Annotated in this window: 15 protein-coding genes; 8 read left to right on the top strand and 7 right to left on the bottom strand. The window is 53.0% G+C overall.

The features are described from left to right. Positions 1-21: 21 nt before the first annotated feature. The 7 genes from HMPREF9141_RS10730 to HMPREF9141_RS10700 all read right to left on the bottom strand — a co-directional run bounded on the left by HMPREF9141_RS10730 (position 22) and on the right by HMPREF9141_RS10700 (position 12,272). Complete coding sequence (locus HMPREF9141_RS10730) at positions 22-768, bottom strand: cell division ATP-binding protein FtsE (RefSeq protein WP_007368774.1); 747 nt, start codon at positions 766-768, stop codon at positions 22-24. Positions 769-1,657: 889 nt separating this feature from the next. Beyond that, positions 1,658-2,650, bottom strand: coding sequence for a discoidin domain-containing protein (locus HMPREF9141_RS10725; RefSeq protein ID WP_007368771.1), 993 nt, complete (start codon positions 2,648-2,650; stop codon positions 1,658-1,660). Positions 2,651-2,671: 21 nt separating this feature from the next. Then, positions 2,672-3,835 (bottom strand): DUF1735 and LamG domain-containing protein, encoded by a 1,164-nt coding sequence (locus HMPREF9141_RS10720; RefSeq protein WP_007368770.1) that lies wholly within the window; start codon positions 3,833-3,835, stop codon positions 2,672-2,674. A gap of 13 nt (positions 3,836-3,848) precedes the next feature. Then, a complete protein-coding gene (locus HMPREF9141_RS10715) occupies positions 3,849-4,940 on the bottom strand; it encodes a glycoside hydrolase family 18 (protein WP_007368769.1) in 1,092 nt (363 codons plus the stop codon). Between the two features lie 32 nt (positions 4,941-4,972). Further along, the gene (locus HMPREF9141_RS10710; RefSeq protein ID WP_007368768.1) at positions 4,973-6,529 is read right to left on the bottom strand and encodes a RagB/SusD family nutrient uptake outer membrane protein; all 1,557 of its coding nucleotides are present in this window, start codon (positions 6,527-6,529) and stop codon (positions 4,973-4,975) included. A gap of 27 nt (positions 6,530-6,556) precedes the next feature. After that, on the bottom strand, positions 6,557-9,658 hold the full coding sequence (locus tag HMPREF9141_RS10705) for a SusC/RagA family TonB-linked outer membrane protein (RefSeq protein WP_007368767.1): 3,102 nt from the start codon (positions 9,656-9,658) through the stop codon (positions 6,557-6,559). A 538-nt stretch (positions 9,659-10,196) separates the two neighbouring features. Next, positions 10,197-12,272: a TonB-dependent receptor plug domain-containing protein gene (locus HMPREF9141_RS10700; protein WP_040555079.1), complete on the bottom strand. Its 2,076-nt coding sequence runs from the start codon at positions 12,270-12,272 to the stop codon at positions 10,197-10,199. A 723-nt stretch (positions 12,273-12,995) separates the two neighbouring features. On the opposite strand from HMPREF9141_RS10700, the gene HMPREF9141_RS10695 reads away from it, so the two are divergent. The 8 genes from HMPREF9141_RS10695 (at position 12,996) to HMPREF9141_RS10660 (ending at position 20,281) form a co-directional block, all read left to right on the top strand. Further along, the gene (locus HMPREF9141_RS10695) at positions 12,996-13,844 is read left to right on the top strand and encodes a DUF2589 domain-containing protein (RefSeq protein WP_007368763.1); all 849 of its coding nucleotides are present in this window, start codon (positions 12,996-12,998) and stop codon (positions 13,842-13,844) included. A gap of 57 nt (positions 13,845-13,901) precedes the next feature. Then, positions 13,902-14,756, top strand: coding sequence for a DUF2589 domain-containing protein (locus HMPREF9141_RS10690; protein ID WP_007368762.1), 855 nt, complete (start codon positions 13,902-13,904; stop codon positions 14,754-14,756). Between the two features lie 9 nt (positions 14,757-14,765). Continuing rightward, the gene (locus HMPREF9141_RS12485; protein WP_007368761.1) at positions 14,766-16,115 is read left to right on the top strand and encodes a DUF2589 domain-containing protein; all 1,350 of its coding nucleotides are present in this window, start codon (positions 14,766-14,768) and stop codon (positions 16,113-16,115) included. A gap of 13 nt (positions 16,116-16,128) precedes the next feature. Then, a complete protein-coding gene (locus tag HMPREF9141_RS10680) occupies positions 16,129-16,470 on the top strand; it encodes a hypothetical protein (RefSeq protein ID WP_007368760.1) in 342 nt (113 codons plus the stop codon). A 16-nt stretch (positions 16,471-16,486) separates the two neighbouring features. After that, entirely contained in the window at positions 16,487-17,170 is a 684-nt protein-coding gene (locus HMPREF9141_RS10675; protein WP_007368759.1) for a DUF2589 domain-containing protein, read from the top strand. Positions 17,171-17,187: 17 nt separating this feature from the next. Beyond that, positions 17,188-17,412, top strand: a complete 225-nt coding sequence (locus HMPREF9141_RS10670) for a hypothetical protein (protein WP_007368758.1) — start codon at positions 17,188-17,190, stop codon at positions 17,410-17,412. Positions 17,413-17,424: 12 nt separating this feature from the next. Further along, the gene (locus HMPREF9141_RS12480; protein WP_050788050.1) at positions 17,425-19,635 is read left to right on the top strand and encodes a DUF2589 domain-containing protein; all 2,211 of its coding nucleotides are present in this window, start codon (positions 17,425-17,427) and stop codon (positions 19,633-19,635) included. A gap of 112 nt (positions 19,636-19,747) precedes the next feature. Beyond that, a complete protein-coding gene (locus tag HMPREF9141_RS10660; protein ID WP_007368757.1) occupies positions 19,748-20,281 on the top strand; it encodes a DUF2589 domain-containing protein in 534 nt (177 codons plus the stop codon). The last annotated feature ends 27 nt before the right edge of the window (positions 20,282-20,308 follow it).

Here is a 20,308-nt window from a genome sequence, read left to right as displayed (position 1 = left end):
TTCACGCTGGACGACGTCTGTCTATTCGTCCTGCGCCGGCTCGATGATGGGCTCGATGAGTGCTGCTTCCTCGTCCAGGTCGCAGGCATCCTGCTTGTCGTTGAGCTGGGAAAGCCCGCCGTCCTTGCAGCGATAGACCCTGCCCGGGAAACGGTCGAGGAGACTGATGTTGTGGGTCGACATGATGACGGTTGTCCCCGTCTGGCAGGTGTCTTTCAGGATGCTGACGATGTTGGCGGCCGTCTCCGGGTCGAGGTTGCCTGTCGGTTCGTCGGCAAGGATCATCTTCGGCATGTTCAGCAGCGCACGAGCGATGGCGACACGCTGCTGCTCGCCGCCCGACAGCTCGCTGGGCATTTTGTCCTTTTTGTCGGTCATGCCCACCTGCTCCAGCACTTCCCCGATCCGCCGGCTGATTTTCTTCCGGTCGTTCCAGCCTGTTGCCTGCAATACGAACTTGAGGTTTTTGGCTACGGAGCGGTCATGCAGCAGCTGGAAGTCCTGGAAGATGATACCCATCTGTCTGCGGAGAGCTGGGATACGGCTCCGTTTGATGTCGAGCATTTTCTCGCCCAGAACAACGGCCTTCTCGGCATCCTCACTGTCAATGTCCAGTTCACCGTAGATGGTTTTCAACAGCGAGCTCTTACCCGATCCGACACGTCCGATGAGATAGATGAACTCTCCCTGTTCGGCCTGAAAGTCTACATCTTTCAGAATCAGGCGTTCGTCCTGATATATGTTTACTTTCTTATAGTCTATCAGCATGATTCTTCCTGTATGGTTTTATGAATAGTGAATCTATATTCTTTCACGCATTGCCTTTGGCAATTGTTTATCTTGCAAAGATACTAAAAAACTTTTTATTGCTGTTGTTTTGCGTCATGAATTGTGTTACATTACAGAAGTTTCACAGTACGCTCAGGCATCGGCGGGTGTCAGCAAGGGAGGTGTGTACATTGTCTCCTTGCATTGCTCTGCCGTTCCCGCACCTTGCCGCAGCCCTCCTGTAGAACCTCCGAGGAGGCCTGTCGCTGTGGTGTATCTGCGGATTCGGCAGGGGAATTGTCTGCGGCCAGAGCCTTTTGAAAGGTCATTTTATCGTTGCTGCCCGGTAGACTTTCTCCATGCAGGCCGTCCATTCGACGCCCGCTGTATGCGTTGCAGTGTCCGGAAGCGGTCTGTCTTTCCACCTCCTGCCGTCATGTCGATGTCTGGCACCATTCATGTTCACGCTTCCGACTGAAAGGGAAAGCGGAAGATACCGTATAAAAGCAGGACATGACGGGTTGACGAGCTTTCTGGCAGCGACAGGGCGATGTGGAATTTTTAGGACAGGCCATTTACTGACTTATGTCATTCATGTTCTCCGTACAGTATAATATGGCTTTATAATACATTGATGGACAACAGGTTGCCGGACACGCAAAAAAACGGTGCCTGTTTGCATTGCAAGGGGGCGTTGGTTTGAGCCCAAAGGGGCGTTCCTTGCCGTGTAAGGAACGCCCCTTTGAATGGCAGATGATGGCCTGTTGTTGAGTGTGCGGTTGTGCGAACAAAGAAAGCCCCCAAAGCATACGGCCTGGAGAGGCTTATGCTTTGGGGGCTTTTTCAGAAGTATGTGTCCGCCGTAGCGAAGAGATTCGTCCGGGGCTGCTTATTCAAACGCCCATATCTCGCTCACGGCAAAGAGGGGTCTGCTGCTGGTATGGAAGGAGGAGAGAATTTTCACCTTTGCATACTTGCAGGTTACCGGTGCAGAGAAGACGATGGGCAGCGGGGTGTCGTCGTCATAGGGGGATGCTGCCGTAACCGTCCCCTGCCTTGTCCATTTCATGCCGTCCATGCTGGTGAACACCTCAACTTCCTTGACGCCGTAGTTGTAGTACGTGTATGCGGAAAGGACGCCGATGCCGGTGAGGCGGGTCTCTTTCTTGAACGCCATTGTGAATGTCGGGCCGTAGGACATATAGGTGTAAATGAGGGTGCTTTTACTGCCGTCGTTCAGTTTGCCGGCATTTACTCTCCTGAGGTTGGTCGACATGGTGTACTGGTCGTAGCTGATGCTCTTGTCGTAGTTCAGTTCACCGTCGGTCGTGACGTTCTCATAGCTGAAGTTGGTTGCTACCAGTACCCTGTTGTAGGAGCTGCCGGCGGCCGCACCGTCAACGGACGTGATGGCTACGGCAACGGCACCGTTCTTCAGCATGGGGATTTTCTTGAGGCCGTCGCCCGCCTTCAGCTTTACGGCGATAGGTTCGGAGGCGGTCACCTGCCCTTTGGGTATGGTGACGGTCGTCCGGTTCAGCTGGATGGCATCCTTGTCCATCACCTCCTCATTGCCTTGCGTCTTGACATTCTCGGCGGTAGCAGCCACGCTGACGGTAACGTCCTTGTCTGCCGGTGAGGAGAGGCGCACGTAGATCAGCGCACTGTCGTTCGCCAGGGTGACATCCGTCGCCGATTTCACGCCGCCCAGCGTGACTTTGTTGTCATCGCCGGTGCCGGTGTAGAGATAGGCCTTTGTGTCGTAGTTCTCTTCTGCTGTAGGGTAGAGCGAGCTTCCCACTTCCGGTTCGCTCTGGCAGGCTGTCAGTGCGGCGGCTACCATTGCGCCTGCCAGCACTGTCTTGATCATATTCTTGTTCATGATTGGGTCTTGCTTAAAAACTTATTTACCATCGATTCTCACGTTCTGTTCCCAGTTGGGGACGGACACGCACTTACCGGTGTTGCCGTGCCCTGTCGCATCGGCGAAGGTGTCGCCCTGTCCCTCGTTCAGTTTCCAGTAGGCTTCCAGACCGTCGCTCTTCGGGTCGCAGGCGTACATGTTGTTGAGCACCTGTGCCTGTGTGCGTGCCTTGGTCCAGAAGCGCAGCTCACTGACTTTCACGTCGGCTTTGAGATAATCGGTGTTGCCGAAGTTGATCGGGCTGGCGATGTTGGTCGTGTTGCCGGGCAGCGACATGGAGTTGTCGAGCACGCCGTTGACGTAGAGGTAGAGCTTCGTTCCTGTGCAGACGAAGGCGATGTGATACCATTTTTTCGCATCAAAGAGCATCTTGCTGTTCATCTGCGTGCCCTGCGTCTTAATCTGCAGGCGGTTGCCCTCGATCGGAGCGTCGCCGAAGCGGGTGTAGATTTCACCGCCGTTGCTGCCCCATGCACCGAAGAGTGCCTGGTTGTTCAGCTCGCCCAGGCCCTTGCCCAGCTCGCTCATGTTGACGTTGAACTCCAGTGTCCACTCGTTCAGGTCGTATGCCTGGCGCATGGTGAAGTGGATGTTGTGCGATGCGTTGATGGTCGGTACTGCCTGGTAGATGACCTGGTCGAGCAGGTAAACCATCGTGCTGCCGGAGTTCAGCACGTCATATTTCCCGTCCTTGCTCTTCAGGCGAAGCGCGACGGCATACTTCTGTCCGCTTTCCTTCAGTGCTTGTGTCAATGGGTTGATGGTCAGTGTTACGGCCGATGAGGTTGTCTTCCCGGCTTCAATGGTCACTTCAGAACCTGACAGGCTGTAGAACTCTTTTGGCAGAACCTTGTAGGAAGTCTCGTTGCGCTGGTTGTAGGCATCGAGCGCGCTTTCGTCTGTCACGACCTCGAAGGTGCAGTCTTCCGTTGCCGGGTCGGAGAGGCGTACATTCACAGTGGTGGTTACGGCGGTGTTGCCGATGGTCACCTTTTCGTTGGAGTTGCCGTTGGTATTGGTCTGTGCGATGTAAGCCTGGTTGGAAAGTGGAGAGTATTCCGCATTGTTGCAGGCTGCCAGCAGCATCAGGGAGGCTGCTGCGAGCCCTCCCATGACGTGCTTTGAAATGTTGTATTTCATCATTTGATAGTCTTGATTAATGGATAGATGGATTCATGATCTGGATGGCCTTGCGCAGGAACGGATAGTTGCCGGTCTGTCCGGAAACGTTGTATTCGTATTCCATGTGGTAGGTGCCGACGCCGCCTTTGCTGTAGGACACGCCGTCATAGGTGGGTCGCCAGTAAGCCATACCCCACAGGGAGGGAACGACCGTACCGTTGTCCAGGGTGAACCTGGCGCCGCCTGTGCCGGCAGAACTTTCGAAGTTCTCGCATACGATGATCTTCCTGGCCACCTGTGCCGGTGTAAGATGATCCTTGAAGTGGTCTGCCTGTACGGCGAAACGTTCGTTCAGGCCGTAGTTGCTTGAGCTTGCATAGGCCTGGAGGATGAAGTAGTTGAGGTCGTTGCCATACTCTGCCGGGATTCTTTCAGGCTGTCCGTCGACGACGAACATACGTCCTGTGCCCGACTTCGGGCCGATGCGCTTGGACATGGTCTTTACGAAAGCCTCCATGACTTTGGGGTTGACCCACAGCTCTTTGTCTGTAGCGAAAGGCTGTGCATAGTCTGGCTCGGCATCGAGGTCGAAGCCGTCGTAGCCGTACTTGTCGATCGTGTCGCAGATGGCATTGGCATACTTTTCGGTAGCGGCGATCTGTGAAGCCTCGTCGTCGCCCCATCCCCAGAACTTGTGCCGCCATTCCTTCCAGGAGATGGACTTGTCCGTCTGTGTCGGGGTAATCTGGTCGCCGATGTCGAAGACAAGGCAGGAAATGAGCACCTTCGTGCCCTTGGTCTGCTGCACGAACCGCAGGTCGTTGAGCATGGCCTCGGTCGGGTTCTTCCAGTTGCCCCACAGAGAGACGAAGTCGGTGCTGTCAGGAAGGCCTGCCAAGGAATTCTCATACGTCACGCCTGTTCCTGTCCAGTTGCCGAACCAGCCGAAAGCCACGGCATGGTCGGTCTTCTTGTAGTCGCGGAGCTGTGCGTAATACGCCTCGGACTTGTTGGAGTGGGTGAGGTCGGCTCCGTTCTTTGTCTCTGTCTCTGTCCAGTCGCTGCAGGCTGTGAAAGCCGTTGCAGCGCAGGCAGAAAGCAGGAATATCTTGATTATATTCTTCATTTTCTATCGAGTGTTTGTTGATGAATGATGTTTTATCTGCGCTGCCACCACATCTTGGTAGCGTAGTCGTCTGCTCCGTTCAGCAGCTGTACGGCCTTGAGGTAGTTGTCCTTGTTGTTGGTAGCCTCGTCTATGTCGAAGGGAATGCGGTTGGCGACCTGGATGCTGTAGTCGGTCGGCTGTGCCAGAGGGAACACCTTCGGATAGCCTGTACGGCGGATTTCGCACCAGCCTTCCTGCCCGTTCGGGAACATGGCGATCCACTTCTGTGTGGCAAGCCGCTCCAGCTTCTGGTCATCGGTGGCCGCATTGTCCCACTTGATGGTGATGTTGCTTACGGCACTGACATTGCCGCCGTATTCGCTGATGGGGTCGACATAATCGGCTTCGGTGGACGTGTTGTCGGCCAGATAGCTTGTCGCATCGCCTGCGCCCCACTGCTCGAAGGAAAGTCTTACGCCCTCTTCGTAGAGCGACTGGGCTGTTCCGCCCATGTTGCTCCAGCCTGCCAGCGCACCTTCCGCACGGCAGAATGCCATCTCGGAAGCGGTGAGCCATACGCCCTCGCTGTTCTGGTTGATGTTGGCGGCAGAGTAGGCTTTGTCGGCTGTGGCTTTGTTTCCGATTTTGGCAGCGGCCCGGCAGCCGATGATGGTACGCGGACCTACATCCTCGGTCGGCTTGAAGAACTTGGCAAGACGTGGGTCGTTATAACCTGCAAGATAGCATTCAAGGTCGGCACAGGCACGGCTGTCGCCCCACTCAACAGAGGTCTTGTACTGTCCGTTGGGTGTGTAAGCGATGGTGCAGTTGTCCTCATTGCTCGTGATGACCCCATCCTGTACGGCCTGTTCGCCCAGCTGTTTTGCCAGTGCAGGAGCAACGAAGCGGATGCGGATGGCAATGCGGAGTTTCAGCGAATTGGCATATTTCAGCCACTTGGCGAACTTGCCCTGATAGACCTTGTCGTGCTCTGCAGAGACGGTAAGGTCGGGGTTGGCAGCCACCAGCGGGCTGATGATTCCGGTTGCTTTATTGAGATCGGCAATCAGACTCTTGTAGACTTCCTCCTGTGAAGAGTAGGCGTTGCCGTCGTTGGGATCAGCCCCGATGGGAATCGGACCGTACATATCCGTGAGCCGCATGAACGACTGTGCGCGGAGAATCAGTGCCCAGGCATAGTTCAGCCCCTGCCCGTTGGTGACGCGTGCAATCTCCTTGAAGGCCGATACTGTCTTGGGCATGGAGTCCTTGAACGGATAGCGCACCCATCCGTTGGGAGCATTCAGGCGGGCGAAGTTCTTCTCGGCAAAGCCGTTGTTGGCATAGGTCATGTAGCGGCTCAGGTAGTTGCCGATGAGGTCCTGGTTCATCTGGTAGGTGTTTTCCTGCTCAGGGAAAGCTTCGTTTTCCATCTGAACGATGAACGAGGATGTCATGTAGTTGTCACGGTTCAGATCCTCTGCAGAGGCTCCTGTCCCCGGGCGGTTGGCCTCGTGGAAGCCATCCGTACAGGACGGCATTGAGAATAGTACCGCACTCGCAAAGGTGCAGGCAGTGACAGCTCTGTATATATTGTTCTTTTTCATTTCGAATTGATTAAATCAGTGTGATAGTTAGAACTTCAGTTTTACGTTGAAACCAAGCGTGCGGAGACTCGGCTGCATGAGGTAGTCGAAGCCCTGGTAATAGGTTCCTGTCGATGCTGTTGCCTCCGGGTCGAACGGTGCCTTGTTGTAGATCATGAACAGGTTGTTGGCTGTCAGACCGAGCGTCAGCTCCATGCCGGAAAGCATTCGGCGTGGGAAAGTATAAGCGAGGTGGGCCTCCTGGAGACGTGCGTTGGTTGCACTGTAGATGTATTCGGACCAGATGGGGTTGTCACCACCGACTACAGAGTAGTACTTCTCGGCTGAAACCAGACCCTTGTTGACGGCTATGCCACCCTTGTCGCGCGCCTCTGCAGAAGCCTTGGAAACGCCGTAGGCATCCATCAGCGCCTGTGTCTGCGACATGACGATACCGCCGAAACGTGCCGTGACAACGAAACCGAGGTTAAAGCCTTTCCATGAGAAGTCGTTGGAGAAACCGATGTTGCCCTTCGGCAGTACGGATCCACGGTAGGATGGATTGGGAAGGTTCACCTGTGATACATTGCCGTCCTTGACAGCGATGTTGCCTTCGGCATCGCGCTTGAAGTCGCTCGTCATGTAGACATCTCCCATCGTGCCGCCCTTTTTCAGGATGATGTTCGCACCGTTCAGACCGCCCTGGTTGATGACCTCGTTCGGGTCGTTGAGCAGCTCGACGATCTTGTTGCGGTTGGCACTGTAAGTGAAGCTGCTGCTCCATGCGAAGTCGCCCCATGTGTGGTTGTAGCCCAGTGACAGCTCGATACCGCGGTTCCGCACGTTACCGGTCTGTACATACTCGGAAGTGAATCCCTGTCCGCCGGTGATGGGACGGAGGAACGTCTGGTTCTTGGTGTTCGACTGATAGAGCGTGACATCCAGGGTCAGAGCGTTGTTGAAGAAACGCGTCGTCAGACCGGCCTCCCACGAGTTGGTACGCTCGGGACGGAAGTTCTTCGGGAACTTGTAGGTAACGGTGCTGTAAGTGCCGGATGCCGGGTTGTAGACGTAACGCCACGGTGAGGTGATGTTGGGCGAGATGGCAGAACCCACCGATGCCCATGAGCCGCGCACCTTCATGTAGCTGATCCATGACGGGAGCTTCGCCATCTGCGAGATGACGGCGGACATACCTACTGACGGATAGAAGAAGGACACGTTGTCGGTACCGTCCAGCGCCGAATCCCAGTCGTTACGGCCGGTGAGGGTCATGAACAGCATGCTGCGCCAGCCCAGTTCGACGTTGGCAAAGAGGGAGTTGATCTTGTGGGCATTGTCAGTATAAATAGGACGGTTGTCTGCCGTAGCCGTACCGTAGTCGATGGCGTTCGGTGTGAACAGGTTGGACGGAGCTTTCAGACCGCCTTGGAAACCGGTTACATTGTACTTGATGCGAGAGAACGAACCACCGAGGTTGGCCGATACGGAGAAGTCGTCCAGCGTCTTGTTGATGTTGAACATCAGGTCGCCGTAGAGGGAACGGTCGTTCACCTTGTCATATCCGTAAAAACCGTATTTTGAGTGGGCAAAGAGGTTCGTGGTAGAAGCATGACGCTTGTCCTCCTGCTTCGTGTTGGCATCATCCCAGCGCAGGCGGCCCACTACATCCATCCAGTCGAAAATCTTGTACTTCAGGCTTGCGCTGACCATGTAGCGGCTGCGGTTGTTGGAGCGTACCATGCGCTTTGCCACCCAGTAAGGATTCTGCATGCTCAGTGCATCGCCGAAGTTCCAGTTCTGCACATTAATGCCTCTCGACTCGTCGTAGATTTCGAATGTGCGGATGGCATCGAAGCTCTCACCGCGTGGGAACAGGTAGACGGCTGTCAGCGGGTTGAAGTACTGGCCCTGAGCCGTCAGGTTCGTATCGTGCTCCTTGATGTAGTTGAAGCTGAAGTCGAGGGTCATCCGGTCGTTCAGGAACGTTGTCGTATTGCGGAACGCAAAGTTGTAACGGTCGTACTTGTTGTTGGGGATGATACCTCTTGCGTTCGTCGTACCCAGAGAGATGTAGGTCTGGTTCTTGTCGGTACCGGCAGTCAGCGACACGTTGTTCTGTACGTTCGTACCGGTGTTGAAGAAGTCCTTGGGGTCATAGTTCCCATAGGCTGACGGAGTCTTGGCACCCCACGACTTCACCTCGCCGGCACGGTTGATGTAGGAGTTCTGGAACTCCGGCATCACGAACGGGTTGGCAAACTGCGTGCTGTTGCTGACCGTCACGCTCACCTTGCCTTCCTTGCCTTTCTTGGTGGTGATCATGATGACACCCTGTGCGGCAGCCGAACCGTAGAGGGCTGCAGCGGCAGGACCACTGAGGACGCTGATCGACTCGATGTCCTCCGGGTTGATGTCGGCAATGCCTTCCGAACCCGGCTGCGAACTGAATGCGCCGCCGCTGATTTCACCCTGTGAAGTGTTGTTCACCGGCACACCGTCGATGACGTACAACGCCTGGTTGCTGCGGGTAATGGACTTCGGACCGCGCATCACGACTCGGGCAGCACCACCCATGCCGGCAGAAGAGGCGTTGATGTTCACACCGGCCACCTTGCCGGAGAGAGAGTTCATGAAGTTGGGGTTCTTGACCGTTGTAAGGCTCTCACCGCCTACTTTCTGTACGTTGTAGCTCAACGCCTTTTCCGATCGTTTGATGCCCAGGGCCGTTACCACGACCTCTTCAATCTGGTGTGCCTCGGCTTTCAGCGTAACCGTCAGCGGAGCATTGCCGGTGACTTTCACTTCTTCGGTGTTCATTCCGATATAGCTGATGACAAGTGTCGCACCCTTGTGAGCCGTGAGTGCGAACTTGCCGTCGAGGTCGGTCGTCGTGCCGTTCTGCGTGTCCTTGACGCGGACTGTCGCTCCGATGACCGGTTCGCCCGTGTTGTCAACGATGGTTCCGGTGACCTTTACATCACCATCCGACTGCTGTGTCCCCTGAATCTTTGAGGCATTCGCCTTTACAGCTGCGGCAATAACGTTCTTGCCAAAGTTGCCGGACAGACCGGCATGGTCGCTGGCAAAAGCATTCAGACAGCAGCAAGACAGGAAAACACTTACTGGTAGAATCTTTCCTTTTCTCATTCGTAATTTATGTTTGTTGATAATCTTATTCGATTTAGGTGAAACCTGCCAAGGCGTGGTCTGCGGTATAGGTTCTATGCCTGATACCCCCTCTGCTGATACTCTCTCATTTGTCTGTTCTTTGCTTAGGTAAGAGGAGATGTACCATGATGTTCATCGGAAACAGCAACTCCTTTTTAGGTTTTGTGCTGCAAATATAACATTTCATAAGGCAGAATTACGCAGCATACATCCAATAATTAACATATATAAATATTAGTAATCGTTTTTTAGTGATTATGCTGGGGTTGTCTTTATGGCAGGAGGCGGAAGCCTCTTTCTTGCTTTCCCGGTCATAGAACAGAATCCGTCCTGCTGGTGCCGGAGGGTCTTTTCAGGTGCAGAGCAGCCGATGTGCGGGATGGTGCTGCCGTGTCCGGTTTTTCCTGACAGCGTACAGCCTGTCGCCCCGGTAAACGGATGACAGGCTGTGATGATGTGGGGACACACGTCCGTTCACGAATCATTCCTGTGAACGGAACCGGTGTAAGACAACGGCTTACAGGTGGATGCTGAAACCGGCGACAATCCACGTGCCGGGCTGTGGTACGTTGCCGTAATCGACATAATGTGTTCCGAAGAGATTGTCGGCTTCAACGTATGCGGTCCACTTCCCGGCGTTCCAGCTCATCCTCGCATCTGCGACACCATAGCTCCTGTAATCGTGCTCTTGGTTGTTCTTGTCGATATAACTTCCCATGCGGTGCTGGAAGCGATAATTGATGCCGAGGTCGAGGCTGCGCCAGAGGTTCAGCTGGAGCGTACCGACCAGCTTGTGCTTCAGATACTCTAAAGTGTATTTGCTCACTTTCCCTTTCTCTTCCGCTTTGTCCTGGCTGATGTAGCTGTAGGCCATCCCCAGCTTTTTGAAGAACCGCTGGGCAGGGAAGATCTGCCGGAAGTCAAAGTCGAGTGAGACCTCTGTACCGAAATCGTTGATTGTTCCGAAGTTCACGCTTTTCCATATCAAGGCCCCGTCGGCGTCCTTCGTCCCGTCCGTGATCCAGTCGATGAGGTTCCGGTGATGGTTCCAGTAGAGGCTTGCCTTTGCTGCGACACCCTTCTCTTCGTATCTCATACCGGTTTCGATTGCCGATAGTTCCTCCGGCCGGAGGTGCTTGTCGGCCTTGTAGCCGCCGACGGAATAGAACAGCTCGGTGACAGAAGGCATGCGGAGCGACGCATTGTAGGAGGCATACAGCTTCCATGCTTTCCCGATACGGTAACCCGCATCGATGCCCGGATAGACACGCATGGGCATATCCGCCTGGCTGTTTCTGACGGCAGTCAGACCGGCGGAAAGCGTGAAACGGTCGAGAATGATGTTGTGCTCAAGGATGAACTGGATGTTTGTCCGGTTCAGTCCTACGGTGTAGTCACGGTCTGTCCCGTGGATGTGTTTCGGCCGGGAGAGCGGTTCGCCGAGGTTGCCGCTGACGAGGTCTTCGTTGCGGAGTTCCGCACCCACAGCCGTCCGTCCGAGTATCCAGTCGAAATAAGCATTGAGATTGACACCGTAAATATCCGTACGGTGATAGTTGAACGGATATTTGTCAGGCGCATCACGGAAAAGCTCGAAGCGGTCCATGCTGCGGTTCCAGTAGATGGCCGGCCGGATGTGGAAGCGTCCGCGGAGGTTTTCGGCCTGCAGGGCGGTGAAGGTCTTGAAGGTATGTTCAAACTGGTCGTCATACCGTGAAGAATAGAACGTGTTGGCTCCAAAGTCCTTTGCGCTCAGTCCGGCGTGCCATCTCACGGTTATGTCCTCATCCGTGTAGCCGCCCTGGTAGAAGGCTTTTGCCGTGCGGTAATCGGCATTGAGACGGCCGGTCTTGCTGCGGAGATAACCGTCGCTGCGGGTGCAGGAGGCCGACAGCTGGTTGTTCCACCGGTTTCCGGATGCGTGGTTGCCGCGCACGCCGGCACTGAAGTAGCCGTAGGAGCCGCTTTCTGCATGGGCGGAAAGACTCGTCTGCCGTGGTGTCCGGGTTACGATGTTGATGGCACCTAATAAAGAAGACGTGCCGTAAACCCGGGCTGCAGGCCCTTCGAGGACTTCGATCCGTTCGATTTCGCTGATGTCGACAGGGAAATCAAAGGCGTTGTGTCCTGTCTGTGCATCACAGATGTTGATGCCGTTGAGGAGGACGGTGATCTGTTCGGAGTTGCCGCCGCGGATGCTTACGTCCGTCAAGGCGCCCAAGGGGCCTTTCTGCCGGACATCCACGCCGGCGGCATACTTCAGCAGATCGTTTACACTTTGTACCGGCGCCGCCTGGATGTCCTCGCGGCTCAGTACAGTTACCATTCTCGCCTGCTGACTGACCGTCAGCGGTGCGCGCGTCCCCGTCACGCTTACTTCATCCAGCATCACTCCCCGGCCGGTAGCAGCTGAGTCGGTCTCGGCCTTGTCGGCCTCGATACTGATGCCTTTGGCGGTGGCATGCTGCAGAGTAGCGACGCTCAGCACCCCGACCAGCACCTCTTTGCCGAGGACGGCGAAGAGCGAGTAGCCGTGGTTGGAGAAGTGTTTGAACTTCAGAACGCTGCGCTTTTGAAATGTTGGTTTGTACATATAATGAATGAATAAAAGACCGGTCCGGGCAGTCATTCCCCTTCCGGCAAACGGCTGCAAAAGTAATAAATATTTTCATAATAAAGAAGCTTTGTCTGCAGTAAGTAGGCCTGCATGATTCTTTCTGGCCTGCACCAGGGATGCAGGAGAAAAAGGCCGATTCCTGCAAAATGTGCAAAGGTCAGGTTGTCTGTTGATTGCAGAGCTGTGCAATTGTCTGTGCTTGATTGCATCGTAAGTAAGGCTTGGTTGCGTGTGAAGTAAGGCTTACTTGTATTTCAAGTAGGGCTTTGGTTGCAATGCTGTCTGGCATCCGTTGTTTTCTACACAATATTATTATGGCCAAGGAGCGCATTGCTCCCGATGCCTCGTTGGGTTTTCCGTCATCGGAGGACTGTGGAATTTTCCAGAGAAACCCCGGGATTGGCAACCAATATGACCAAGCCTGCTTCCCGCCCAACAGCCCTTGCTACGGCAAACGTTCCCCTCTGTGCAGTTTTCCTTTGTATGATTTTTTTAAAAGAAAATTGGTTTTTTTTTGTCTGATTATTTGGAAGTTATTTTTTTATTTCCTATATTTGCGACATAGATTTTGCGTTTGTTTTTAAAACGAAGGCCACAGTGATCTATATAGCTGAATAACTAACCGGACGTGGCAGGATTTATACAGGTTCTATCCTGTCAATCTGTCCATTCAAAGAACCTGACTAAAAACTTAACACTATGGGAGTAACTGGTAAAACTATCCGAACGTTGCAAGGACTTCCTTTCGACAACTTAATTGGTGGTCCGCTGAATGCCTGTATCCTGGCACAAGCACAAGCAGCGCAGACTACGGTGAATTTCATCCAAGAGGTAGGTCTGAACGAAACGCAAGACGGTACGAAAGAAGCTATCTACGTGTACTTTAACTTTGTACAGAATGGGCGGAAGGTGACTATCAGCGTTCCTCTGCTGACGATTCTGCCTATTCCGTACATTGCAATCAACTCTATTGACATCAATTTCAAAGCCACGGTAAACGGTGTTGAAAACACTTCTGATACGAGTGAATACTCCTCAGAGTATAAACGAGACTACAAGAAGGACACAAAGAACGGGTGGCGTTCGAAAAGGACAACCAGCCTGACCACATCCTATTCGTCCAAGTACGATTCCAAGAGTACGAAGGACTCATCGTTCAGTGTTGAGGCTACGATTGACGTTGCTGTACATGCCGGTCAGGAGTCCATGCCTGCGGGTATGGCAAAGATTCTTGAATTGCTCGGTGCAGCGATGGACCTCTGCTCACCCGACGGCGAGCTGACCGTAAACGACACCACGTTCTATGTGGCGAAGGATGCGAAAGCAAAGGTGATTGCCCAGTATAAGACACCTGCGGGACTCTATGATTCCACCCAGATAAAATGCAAGGATGCTGCCAGCGCCACCAAAAACGACATGGACAAGACCATGGAATTTGAGTTTACACCGAGAGACAATGCTTATGTAATCGAGTGTGGTGTACAGAAGATAAATGTAAGGGTACTCGAACAGAAAGCACCCACACCTGCTGCTCCGGCCCAGTCTTAACAGCATGCCTTTCGGACAGAATCATCGAATTATTAATTTCTAAATCTTTCCAAGGTTATGGCATCCATTGACACGACTCCTTCTCAAGTCGCTACCAATGCGCTGCAGTCGTTGCCTTTCGGTACGCTCATAGGAAGTCCGCTCAAAGCCTGCATTGATGCGCAGGCTAAGGCGGCACAAGCATCCTGGGAGTTTATCAGAGATGTGGGGCTGACTGACGCCGAGGGCGGTGGAAAGAAGGCGATTTACGTGAGTTTCGAATACCGCAAAGACGGGCGTTCGGCAACTCTGTGCCTGCCATTGCTGACGATAGTTCCGATTCCTTACCTTACCATACGCGAGATTGACATTGCTTTCAAGGCACGCATCTCTGCGGCAGCATCCACTTCAAAAACCGAACATAAGTCCTTCGGATTTGAAATGGGGACGAAGGTAAAGGCGGGATTCAACCTACTCGTAGCAAGTGGCAGCGTGGAATTGAGCACCAGCATATCAAGCAAGAAAGACTCCACGGCAACGCGTGATTCCAAATACAGCGTGGAATATACGATGGACGTGAACGTCAAAGCCGGACAGGACGACATGCCTGCCGGAATGTCGAAGGTGCTGGAAGTACTCAGTAGCTCTATTGACTCTACGGACACAAAGGGTGAAATGCGCGCCTCTGACCAGGTAGTCAGTCTGGGTGGCGGCGGAAGCACCTATATTTCTTACAAGAATAAGGAGGGATATTACATGCCCGAGGACATTCGCCTGTATGAATATAAGGGCTCCAAGTTGGGCAGTGAAGTTACAGACAAAAAATGTGAGAAGGCTGCTGACGACGCTGGATTACTCTGCAAGTTCAATGAAGAGGGAGATTATTGTGCAAAGGCCGGCGAGAGAAAGCTGGTCATCAAAGTAATTAAATAACAGTTGACTATGCCAGATGACAATAATAAAAGCAAAGATGAAAATCTTGCCAACAACTCTCCGCCTGCGGAGCAAGCCCCGAAAACGGATGGAGATGCCGCACAAGGCGCATCCGGAAAAGAGGGTGGTGGCTTCCTTGAAGGCATTATAGATACAGTCAAGGAGACTGTTGAAAACAAGGTTAAGGATCTGAGAGGCACAGACAGTGGTAAAGATAAGGACACCAATAAAGATGCTGGCGGTGAAGCTGATCGTAAAGACGGCAACACCGGGGACAAAGACAAGAACGATGCCGAGTCCCCGAAAGAGGAAAAAGGCGGAGTTGTTGAGGAAGGCAAGAGTATTCTTGAGGGTGTCAAGGACACTGTCGGAAAGGGCGAAAAGGGCGGCGCAAGCCAACCGTCCCTGGCTGAACAGATGAAGGAGTTGAACGAAGTGCAGATTGACAAGGCTTTCGTGGAAGATTCCCTGAACCTGCTTGACAAGCTGTCGTTCGATAAGCTCATTGGCAATCCGCTGCGTGCAGCTATCAAGGCACAGCGTGACCTGGCGAAGGAGACGCTCGGTTACATCCGTGAAGAAGGCATAAAAGTGGACGAGGACGGACAGGGACAGATAGCCTATGTCACGATGAACTTCGTCCGCGACGGTAAACAGGTGAAGATGCGGGTACCGCTGCTCACGCTGATGCCGGTGCCACGCCTCTCCATAACGTCCATGAACTACACGTTCAAGGCCAAGGTGGATGCAGTCTCGTCGGTCGTGGCTTCGGTAGGAAGCGGCGGAACACCTGTCAATACCACTTTCAGATTGGGCAGCAGTGACAAGCCTGCCAAGCCGTCTTCTTCTGGTGGAGGAGCACAGAAGCCTTCAGCAGGGAAGGGGGAGACGGCAGAGAAGAGTGCCAAACAACCTGAAACGGAGAACAGGTCAAGTCCTGCGGCAACTTTGTCGGCGAGCTATTCGTCAAAGAAAGACTCTGGTGCAACCCGTGACTCGCGCTACAGTGTGGAAACAACGATGGACGTGACCATCACTGCAAGCGAAGGGGATATGCCTCGTGGAATCGACAAACTGTTAGATGTACTCAATGAGTCGGCGGAAGTCATCGACCCCAATGGTGTTCTTCAGGTGTCGGCAGAACAGGTGTCGCTTACCAACGGGTATGCTGCCATATCGGTAAACTATCGTGACGAACAGGGAGCTTGCCAGCCGACGGCGGTGAAGTGCGTTCAGCTTAACGGCGCGAAAACTCCTGTTTTGCTGCAGAGCGGTGACAACATGCTGCTTGTGTTCAGCGAAAAAGGAGTCTACAAAATCACTGCGGGAAAACTGCAACGCATAGTATTTGTATCATAAAAATAATTTCAACATGACGAAATTACAAGACGTAATAGCCTCAGTGCTGCGCGACGTACTGTCGGCGCAGCATGAGGCTAACCTCCTCACAGAATCACTCGCTGAGCAATATGCCGATGCGGGTGTCATGAATCAGCTGAATCTGCCTGCCGTGACTATTGGCGACATGGAGATAACCTTCCGCTTCGCTATCGCTTCTGACGGTGAACTGCAGGGGAAATCGCCGGAAGACGGCATTCAGTCGATGGATGTCATTGTCGATGCTGACCGTCTGGCATTGCTGCCCGGGCATGCTGTCCACAGTGTCACATTGACGGTCTCACCGCAGGAAAGTATAAAGAAGTCTGAATCATAAACTCTGACAATTCATTATGGACAATGACATTACCAATACCCAAGAGATACGTCCTGAAGACCTTGCAGGTGGCAAGGGGGGAGATTCGATGGAGATGACGTTGGCTGATATGCTGACGGGAATGATCCAGTCAACTGTTGCTGCCGACCAGAAGGCTGCCGAAGACTATCTGAAGGTGCTGCGTAACTATGCACTGGTACCCTCGAAAATAGGAGATGGACATGAAAGGCTCAAGATGGTTGACTTTGAAATGACCGATTCTGACGGGCTGCAGCAGATTGTCTCCATACCCAAGCTGTCGTTGTTGCCGCTTCCTGTGCTGCGTGTTGCGGAAGCTACGTTTGACATTGAGGCACAGGTTGACATCAAAACCGATGTAAACGAGAAAGAACGGCACCTTTTTCTGGAGCGTTATCCGGTGTTCAGGGATCAGCTGAGAAGTGTTCCGGAGGCGAAAATGTCAGCAACGCTGGAAAAGGAAATACTGCGGAGAAGGATAATTGCCCCCGGAGTCTGCGTCAGGCTCAAGCGACCTGTACCGACAGAAATGCCAAAAGCTAGGAGATTGGAACAGAAGATGACAAACATCAAGGTACATGTAAAGCTCGAACCAGTCCAGTTGCCTGATGGCATGCGTGGATTGCTGCAGGCAACAGACAGCAGCATAAAGGTGATATCAAAGAATAAAAACCAAGAATAATATCAAAACCTATAGCTATGACAAATAATCAGCAGAAAACCCCGGGGCTCAACTGTCCTAAATGTGGAACATTCATTTCTACTTCCATCACTGAACTGCTTTCGGCAAGCGGACTGCATTGTCCACACTGCCACCTCGTGCTGAACATCAACCGTAACGAGTCAAAGCGTGCGATGGAGATACTGAAAAACGTCGAAGAGGCACAACAGAACCTCAAGAAGGCAAGTTCATTCCAACGATAATTCCGTAACATTATGCAAGATGGAACTAATATAAATGCAGGCAGTAAGGTCGTGAGCGCCCTCAATTCCATCCCCTTCGGAAGCATCATCGGCGGACCATTGGCTGCATGCGTACATGCGCAGGCTGAGGCCGCGCAGACCACAATGGATTTCATCCGTGGTTTTACGATGACCGATTCAAGTCTTGATATCGAGGGTAGAGAGCCTGTAACTGTTACTTTCTCCTTCATCATGGAGGGAGTTCCCATGCTCATGACGGTGCCGCTCATGACCATTGTCCCCATTCCGTATATGCGCATCAACTATGTTGACCTCTCTTTTACGGCCGACATCACGGCATGCGACAGCGAGAAGATGGAAGCGAAGTATGCGTCAGAAGGGTATAAACGCACGGAAGAGGATGAAAAGTCTATTTCGATGCAGAGCAAAATGGGTATCAGCATCCGTGCTGCAACCAGCGATATGCCGTCGGGTATGGCAAAAATGCTTGATTTCTTTGGCAACAATCTCATCATACAGGAGACTTTGACAGCTGAAGAAGTGGATGAGATGCGTTGGGAAGCGGATCGGCAACGTGCTATCATAGCTGCAGATTGCGAGGAACAGAAACGCATTGAAGAAGAAAGGGAACGCGAAAGAAAACGCCGTAAAGAGGCTGAAAAAAAGCGCCACGACAAGATTGCTGCGCTTGTACAGGCGGTCAGGCTGCATAAAGAACAGTCAGAGGAGGAACGGATAAGAGAACAAAAGCTGAAGGAAGAGAAAGAACGGTGGAGAAAAGAAGCGCAGGAAAAGCGCATCCGTGAGAACCGTCCTGACCCCCGGAATCCGTTTGCACTGCCTGAGACCAACAGGAAGAAACCACATCCGGAGTGCACTTTCGACCCAGAACAAAGCATACAGTGGAACATTGATCGGCAGGAAACACTCCGTGGCAGCAACAGGCATGACTGGCTGCGCAACCATCTGCTGCTTGCCCTCAGGACGGCACAGCGTATCTATCCCAATGACATTAATTCTACTGACGGACAGCGTATTCTCAAGGAAGATCTTGCAAACTTCGGCAAACGGTATAATGGCTGGTACACATACGGCGAACTCAACAACAAGGATTTGCCCAAGGGGTATCGGAAAAACGGCTATATTGATACCGCTTATACCGACTTTGTAGGGTATGTGCTTGACAATGAACGGCGCCGTAATGCTCCTGACCTTTTAAATCCAACCGATCCTATATTTCGACCTCGGCCAGGCAGACTGCCCCAGGACGGGCATCCTAAGCCGTCGGATTCCTCTATAGATATAGAATACGGCCGTAGACCTAGTAGACCTATAGTTCGCCCTAGTATAGACAATATACGTCCTGTAGCACGTCCCAGCGCAGAAGGGAGTAGTTCTTATGTCCGCCCCGGCAGAGTGGGAGATCGTCCTGTAGTTCGTCCCAGCAGAGTGGAAGACCGTCCTGTGACTCGTCCCAGCGCAGAAGGGAGTAGTTCTTATGTCCGCCCCAGCAGAGTAGGAGATCGTCCTGTAGTTCGTCCCAGCAGAGTGGAAGACCGTCCTGTGACTCGTCCCAGCAGAGTGGAAGACCGTCCTGTGGTCCGTCCCAGCGCAGAAGGGAGCAGCCCTTATGTCCGCCCCGGCAGAGTGGAAGACCGTCCTGTGGCTCGCCCCAACGCAGAAGGAAGCAGTTCTTATGTCCGCCCCGGCAGAGTGGAAGACCGTCCTGTGGCTCGTCCCAACGCAGAAGAAAGCAGTTCTTATGTCCGCCCCGGCAGAGTGGAAGACCGTCCTGTGGCCCGTCCCAACGCAGAAGGGAGCAGTTCTTATGTCCGCCCCGGCAGAGTGGGAGACCGTCCTGTAGTTCGTCCCAGCAGAGTGGAAGACCGTCCTGTGACTCGTCCCAGCGCAGAAGGGAGCAGTTCTTATGTCCGCCCCGGCAGAGTGGGAGATCGTCCTGTAGCTCGTCCCAACAGAGAAGAGAACAGTTCTTTTATTCGTCCCAGCGAAGAGTGGCGCATACCTTTAAAACGCTCCATGCTAGATTGTACTGAAGCTGTGAGAAGGGCAGATGTTGTACGTTTAGGAACGGAAGGAAGACCTGCTGACCCAGATAGGACTGTTGACGCAGATAGGACTGTTGACGTAGATAGACCTGTCGACCCTCGCATTATTAGGCGTCCCACATCCAGTGACTGGAAGCCGGATGAGGAAAAGGGTTAGTAGCGGAAAAAACGCTTAGAAGATGAAGATTTCAAACCCGATGTGAGCGGGAAGGGAAGGCAGGAGCAGTGCAGAAGAATCTTAAACGAAGAATCAAATCACGTAGGAAGAAATGAGTGACGGACAGAAAAGCAACCCCCAGAAGAAGACGTATAGAGATGTCATGTGGCTCTCTGACATCATGTGCAAGACGCTTACCGACTGCATCGAGGCGCAACATGAGACTTTGGAAAAGTCGCTTGACCTCATTGAGCGCACTGCCTTCCATGCTACTGACAATGGTTCTGAACCCGTAATGGTCAGTTTCTCGTTTCAGCAGGATGGGAAAAACCACACGCTCCGTGTGCCCCTCTTGGTACTGGTGCCCTTTCCTTTCCTGCAAATCAGCCAGGCGGATCTTTCTTTCTTCGTAAGTATCATGTCTTCGAACACCCATCAGCTGAAAGGATTAAAGGTGCGTTTCTCACCCTCCAATCACCTGCTTGCCGAGTCACGCCAGGAAAAAAGCGATGTGCGCAACAACATACGTGTGAACATCAAGGCGGTTGCCGCAGCCCCTTCAAATGGCATGTCGCGTCTGTTGCAGATAGCAGGCAGCAACGGTATGCGCATACGGAAGGCTGACGAACCAGCGGATAACCCGTAAGAATCAATTCCAAGAATCTCTAAAACA

The organism is Prevotella multiformis DSM 16608 (genome assembly GCF_000191065.1).
Taxonomy (GTDB): domain Bacteria; phylum Bacteroidota; class Bacteroidia; order Bacteroidales; family Bacteroidaceae; genus Prevotella; species Prevotella multiformis.
Note: the sequence above shows the minus strand (reverse complement) of the source record. Positions and strands in the feature narration are given on the sequence as shown.

Coding starts and splice junctions, on each gene's coding strand:
- HMPREF9141_RS10730 (WP_007368774.1), bottom strand. CDS start 768: ATGCTGATAGACTATAAGAAAGTAAACATATATCAGGACGAACGCCTG.
- HMPREF9141_RS10725 (WP_007368771.1), bottom strand. CDS start 2,650: ATGAACAAGAATATGATCAAGACAGTGCTGGCAGGCGCAATGGTAGCC.
- HMPREF9141_RS10720 (WP_007368770.1), bottom strand. CDS start 3,835: ATGATGAAATACAACATTTCAAAGCACGTCATGGGAGGGCTCGCAGCA.
- HMPREF9141_RS10715 (WP_007368769.1), bottom strand. CDS start 4,940: ATGAAGAATATAATCAAGATATTCCTGCTTTCTGCCTGCGCTGCAACG.
- HMPREF9141_RS10710 (WP_007368768.1), bottom strand. CDS start 6,529: ATGAAAAAGAACAATATATACAGAGCTGTCACTGCCTGCACCTTTGCG.
- HMPREF9141_RS10705 (WP_007368767.1), bottom strand. CDS start 9,658: ATGAGAAAAGGAAAGATTCTACCAGTAAGTGTTTTCCTGTCTTGCTGC.
- HMPREF9141_RS10700 (WP_040555079.1), bottom strand. CDS start 12,272: ATGTACAAACCAACATTTCAAAAGCGCAGCGTTCTGAAGTTCAAACAC.
- HMPREF9141_RS10695 (WP_007368763.1), top strand. CDS start 12,996: ATGGGAGTAACTGGTAAAACTATCCGAACGTTGCAAGGACTTCCTTTC.
- HMPREF9141_RS10690 (WP_007368762.1), top strand. CDS start 13,902: ATGGCATCCATTGACACGACTCCTTCTCAAGTCGCTACCAATGCGCTG.
- HMPREF9141_RS12485 (WP_007368761.1), top strand. CDS start 14,766: ATGCCAGATGACAATAATAAAAGCAAAGATGAAAATCTTGCCAACAAC.
- HMPREF9141_RS10680 (WP_007368760.1), top strand. CDS start 16,129: ATGACGAAATTACAAGACGTAATAGCCTCAGTGCTGCGCGACGTACTG.
- HMPREF9141_RS10675 (WP_007368759.1), top strand. CDS start 16,487: ATGGACAATGACATTACCAATACCCAAGAGATACGTCCTGAAGACCTT.
- HMPREF9141_RS10670 (WP_007368758.1), top strand. CDS start 17,188: ATGACAAATAATCAGCAGAAAACCCCGGGGCTCAACTGTCCTAAATGT.
- HMPREF9141_RS12480 (WP_050788050.1), top strand. CDS start 17,425: ATGCAAGATGGAACTAATATAAATGCAGGCAGTAAGGTCGTGAGCGCC.
- HMPREF9141_RS10660 (WP_007368757.1), top strand. CDS start 19,748: ATGAGTGACGGACAGAAAAGCAACCCCCAGAAGAAGACGTATAGAGAT.